The organism is Pseudarthrobacter sp. GQ63 (assembly GCF_059758765.1).
The window spans coordinates 1-5,141 of the sequence record NZ_JCAXEF010000026.1 but is presented as its reverse complement, the minus strand read 5'-3'; the positions used below and the strand labels follow the sequence as shown (position 1 = coordinate 5,141).

Sequence of the window (5,141 nt, the reverse complement as noted above, 5' to 3'; positions counted from 1 at the left end):
CTCCCAGACCGAGGGCTGGCGCGAACTGATTTCCGGGCTGGAAGCCGACCTCGCCGAGATCACCGGGTACGACCAGGTGTCCATCCAGCCGAACGCCGGGTCCCAGGGCGAGCTCGCCGGGCTGCTGGCGATCCGCGGCTACCACCACTCCCGCGGGGACCAGCAGCGCAACGTCTGCCTCATCCCGGCCTCGGCGCACGGCACCAACGCCGCGTCCGCCGTCCTGGCCGGCATGAAGGTGGTGGTGGTTGCCACCGCCGCCGACGGCACCATCGACCACGCCGACCTCGAAGCCAAGATCGAGGCCCACAAGGACGTCCTCTCGGCCATCATGATCACCTACCCGTCCACCCACGGCGTGTACGACGCCGACGTCCGCGAGGTCTGCGACGCCGTCCACGCCGCCGGCGGCCAGGTGTACGTTGACGGTGCGAACCTGAACGCGCTCGTTGGGCTGGCGCAGCCGGGCAAGTTCGGCGGGGACGTGTCGCACCTGAACCTGCACAAGACCTTCTGCATCCCGCACGGCGGCGGGGGACCCGGCGTCGGACCCGTTGCTGCCAAGGCGCACCTGGCACCCTTCATGCCCGGTGATGCAAACAAGGCCGCCCATGAAGCCGGGCATGGCGTTGCGATTTCCGCTTCGCGCTTTGGCTCAGCTGGTGTGCTCCCGATTTCCTGGGCCTACGTGAAGCTGATGGGCGGCCAGGGCCTGACCGAGGCCACCAAGTCGGCGCTGCTGGCAGCCAACTACGTCGCAGCACGGCTGAACGAGTACTTCCCCGTCCTCTACACCGGTGAAACCGGGCTGGTGGCGCACGAGTGCATCCTGGACCTGCGCGACCTGACGGCCCAGACCGGCGTCACCGCGGAGGACGTGGCCAAGCGCCTGATCGACTTCGGCTTCCACGCCCCCACGCTCTCCTTCCCGGTAGCGGGCACCCTGATGGTGGAGCCCACCGAGTCCGAGGACCTCGCGGAGATCGACCGCTTCATCGAAGCCATGATCACCATCCGCAAGGAAATCGACCAGGTTGCCAACGGCGACTTCAGCGTGACCAACAGCCCGCTGCGCAACGCACCCCACACGGCCGCCGCCGTCGTCTCTTCCGACTGGGACCGGACGTACCCGCGCGAGCAGGCAGCCTTCCCCGTGTCCTCCCTGCGGCAGGACAAGTACTTCCCGCCCGTTGGCCGCATCGACGGTGCCGCAGGGGACCGCAACCTGGTGTGCTCCTGCCCTCCGCTTTCCGAATTTGAGAACTAAGGATTTCCCGATGACTGAGAACTACACAGCGCTCTATGAGCAGCACAAGCTGGCTGGCGCCTCCTTCACCGACTTCGGCGGCTGGCAGATGCCCCTTAAGTACAGCTCCGAGCTGGCCGAACACCACGCCGTCCGTAACGCCGCCGGCCTGTTCGACCTCTCCCACATGGGCGAGGTCTGGGTCACCGGCCCGGACGCCGCAGCCTTCCTGGACTACGCCCTGGCCGGCAAGCTGTCCGCCGTGGCCGTGGGCAAGGCCAAGTACTCGCTGATCTGCCAGGAAGACGGCGGCATCATTGATGACCTCATCACGTACCGGCTTCCGGCTGCGGCGGACGCCGCACAAGACAGCACAGCCAAGTACCTGGTGGTCCCCAACGCCGGCAACGCAGCGGTGGTTGCCGCCACACTGGCCGAGCGGGCTGCGGGCTTCGACGTTGTTGTTGACGACGTCTCCGCCGAGACCTCCCTCATCGCCGTGCAGGGACCCAATGCCGAGGCCATCCTGCTGACGCTGGTCCCCGCTGGCCAGCACTCCCTGGTGACCGAGCTGAAGTACTACGCGGCCGTTGAAGTAGGCATCACCGTCAACGGCACCGTACAGAATCTTCTTCTGGCCCGCACCGGCTACACAGGCGAGGACGGCTTCGAGATCTACGTCCCCAACGAGGACGCCGCCGGCTTGTGGGACGCGCTGCTGGAAGCCGGCACCGGCCACGGGCTCATCCCCGCCGGCCTGGCCTGCCGCGACTCGCTCCGCCTGGAAGCCGGCATGCCGCTCTACGGCAATGAGCTTTCCCGCGAGGGCAACCCCTACGCCGCGGGCCTGGGCCCGGTTGTCTCGCTGGCCAAGGAATCCGACTTTGTTGGGAAGGCGGTGCTGGCCGAACTCAAGGCTCTCGGCGCCGGCGCCACCTCCGGCCGCAAGCTCGTGGGCCTCAAGGGCCTGGGCCGCCGCGCCGGCCGCAGCCACTACCCGGTCCTCAAGGACGGCAACGTCGTGGGCGAGGTGACCTCCGGCCAGCCTTCACCCACCCTCGGCTACCCGATCGCCATGGCCTACGTCGACGTCGAACACTCCGAACCCGGCACCGCCATGGACATCGACCTCCGCGGCAAGCCCGAACCCTTCGAAGTAGTAGCCCTCCCGTTCTACAAGCGCCAGAAGTAACAGACGCCGACGGCCCGTCGGGTCCGACCTCCTCTGCATGCTCGGTCGCGAAGACGCCCGCTGAGCGGACGTGACGCTCCCTTAGACGCATGCTGCCGGAGGTCGGACCCAAAGGGGCCGAACGCTCTCTCACTTGATGTCGGTTTTATCCAAACGCTCTCTCACTTGATGCGCGGTTTGGCCCGACGCTCTCTCGCCTTTCACACACCAGATTGAAGGAAACACACCATGGCAAAAGTTGTTGCTGAACTGAAGTACTCCGCCGAGCATGAATGGGTTGCTGCTGACGGATCGGGACCCGCCAACATTGGTATCTCCGCCGTGGCTGCCGAAGCCCTGGGCGACATTGTGTACGTGGACCTGCCCGAGGTCGGCTCCGTCGTGACCGCGGGAGAGACCTGCGGCGAGGTGGAATCCACCAAGTCCGTCTCCGACCTCTACGCCCCCGTCACCGGCGAGGTTGTGGAAATCAACGACGACGTCGTCTCCGACCCCGCGCTGATCAACAACGATCCCTACGGCGCCGGCTGGCTCTTCAAGGTTGCAGTCACCGACGAGGGCCCGCTGATGTCCGCTGAAGAATACGCGGCAGCCAACGGCGGCGAGCTGTGAGCGCCGCGGGCGCAGGCGCCGGCACAGTGGCCGCCGCATTTGAGCAGGTGGTCTCCCCGTCCCTGGACGCGGACCTCTCCACCCTGGACCCCGAGATCGCGGCAAAGATCGACGACGAACTGACCCGCCAGCGCGACGGGCTGGAAATGATCGCTTCCGAGAACCACACCGCCGCCGCCGTTATGCAGGCACAGGGTTCGGTGCTCACCAACAAGTACGCCGAGGGCTACCCGGGCAAGCGCTACTACGGTGGCTGCGAGCACGTTGACGTCATCGAACAGCTCGCCATCGACCGGATCAAGGCTCTGTTCGGCGCAGAATTCGCCAACGTGCAGCCGCACTCCGGTGCGCAGGCGAACGCCTCGGTCATGCACGCGCTGATCAAGCCGGGCGACACCATCATGGGCCTGAATCTTGCCCACGGCGGCCACCTCACGCACGGCATGAAGATCAACTTCTCCGGCAAGCTCTACAACGTGGTCCCTTACGGCGTCCGCGAGGACACCCACACCGTGGACATGGCCGAGGTGGAACGCCTGGCCCAGGAAACCAGGCCTGCGCTGATCGTGGCCGGCTGGTCCGCCTACGCCCGGCAGCTGGACTTCGCCGAGTTCCGCAGGATCGCCGATTCCGTGGGCGCTTACCTGATGGTGGACATGGCGCACTTCGCTGGTCTCGTGGCCGCCGGTCTCCACCCGTCACCGGTGCCGCACGCCCACGTCACCACCTCCACCACGCACAAGACCCTCGCCGGTCCGCGCGGCGGCATCATCCTGACGAACGACGCCGGCATCGCCAAGAAGATCAACTCGGCTGTGTTCCCGGGCCAGCAGGGCGGCCCGCTGGAGCATGTCATTGCGGGCAAGGCCGTGGCCTTCAAGATCGCGGCGTCCGAAGAGTTCCGCGAGCGTCAGGAGCGCGTCCTGGTCGGTGCCCGGATCCTGGCCGAGCGCCTGGTCCAGCCCGACGTCACCGCCAAGGGGATCAGCGTGGTCTCCGGCGGCACCGACGTGCACCTTGTCCTGGTGGACCTGCGCAACTGTGAGCTAGACGGCCAGCAGGCCGAGGACCGGCTCGCGGACATCGACATCACCGTCAACCGCAACGCCGTCCCGTTCGACCCCCGCCCGCCCATGGTCACGTCCGGCCTGCGCATCGGCACCCCCGCCCTGGCCACCCGCGGCTTCGGCGAGGCCGCCTTCCGCGAGGTTGCGGACATCATTGCCGAGGCATTGACGGCCGACGCCGGGACGGACCTTTCGGGGCTGCGTCACCGCGTCGAGGAGTTGGCGAAGGCCCACCCGCTCTACCCGGGCGTCGCACCACTGTCCTGAGGCTGGTTCCGGAGCCGGCGGACCGGACATTTTCACGCGTACTGCTCCTTCGTCGCTTTGACGCACGCTTTCGAAAAGTCCGGCTCCGCCGGCCCCTCCTGCCCACGTCGCCTTAGCGACGCTCCACCCACCCATTACACGTCTCGTTAGGAATCCCACCATGGCTGTTGGCGTCTTTGATCTCTTTTCTATTGGGATTGGGCCTTCGAGTTCGCATACTGTTGGGCCGATGCGGGCTGCTGCTGTGTTTGCGGAGGAGTTGAAGGCTTCGGGGGTGCTGGCGGGGGTGGCGTCGTTGCGGGTGGATTTGTTTGGGTCGTTGGCTGCGACGGGTCATGGGCATGGGACGATGACGGCCATTTTGTTGGGGTTGGAGGGGTTTCATCCGGAGTTGATCCTGCCGGATGAGGTGGAGGAGCGGCTGGCTGCGATCGCCGAGACCGGGACCCTTCAGCTGGCCGGTGCGGTGGCGTTGCCGTACGGGGTGAAGGACATGGTGTTGCGGCCGTTGACGGTCCTGCCGCGGCATACGAACGGGATGACGTTCACGGTGTCCGACGCCGGCGACCAGGTCCTGCATACGGCGACGTTTTTCTCGGTGGGCGGCGGCTTCATTGTCCGGGAAGGCGAGGAGGACGCGGCCCAGCTGGAGCTGGAGGAGTCCAAGAAGGAGCTGCCGTTGCCGTTCCGGACCGCTGCGGAGTTGCTGGGGCACTGCCGGGTGGCCGGCCTGGGCATCAGTGATGTGATGCGGGTG

5 protein-coding genes are annotated in these 5,141 nt (G+C 66.7%); all 5 read left to right on the top strand.

Features of this window, described 5'->3' with window-relative positions:
• The coding region (locus AC6CHP_RS20635) for a glycine dehydrogenase (RefSeq protein WP_498232026.1) at positions 1 to 1,267 on the top strand (1,267 nt) is incomplete at its 5' end.
• Between the two features lie 10 nt (positions 1,268 to 1,277).
• The gene (gene gcvT / locus AC6CHP_RS20630; protein ID WP_498232024.1) at positions 1,278 to 2,438 is read left to right on the top strand and encodes a glycine cleavage system aminomethyltransferase GcvT; all 1,161 of its coding nucleotides are present in this window, start codon (positions 1,278 to 1,280) and stop codon (positions 2,436 to 2,438) included.
• A 228-nt stretch (positions 2,439 to 2,666) separates the two neighbouring features.
• Positions 2,667 to 3,050, top strand: a complete 384-nt coding sequence (gene gcvH / locus AC6CHP_RS20625) for a glycine cleavage system protein GcvH (protein WP_498232022.1) — start codon at positions 2,667 to 2,669, stop codon at positions 3,048 to 3,050.
• Positions 3,047 to 4,384, top strand: a complete 1,338-nt coding sequence (gene glyA, locus AC6CHP_RS20620) for a serine hydroxymethyltransferase (RefSeq protein WP_498232020.1) — start codon at positions 3,047 to 3,049, stop codon at positions 4,382 to 4,384. The genes gcvH and glyA overlap by 4 nt, the downstream gene beginning before the upstream one ends.
• A gap of 160 nt (positions 4,385 to 4,544) precedes the next feature.
• Positions 4,545 to 5,141 (top strand): serine dehydratase beta chain (locus AC6CHP_RS20615; protein WP_498232018.1); only part of this gene is annotated, 597 nt, incomplete at its 3' end.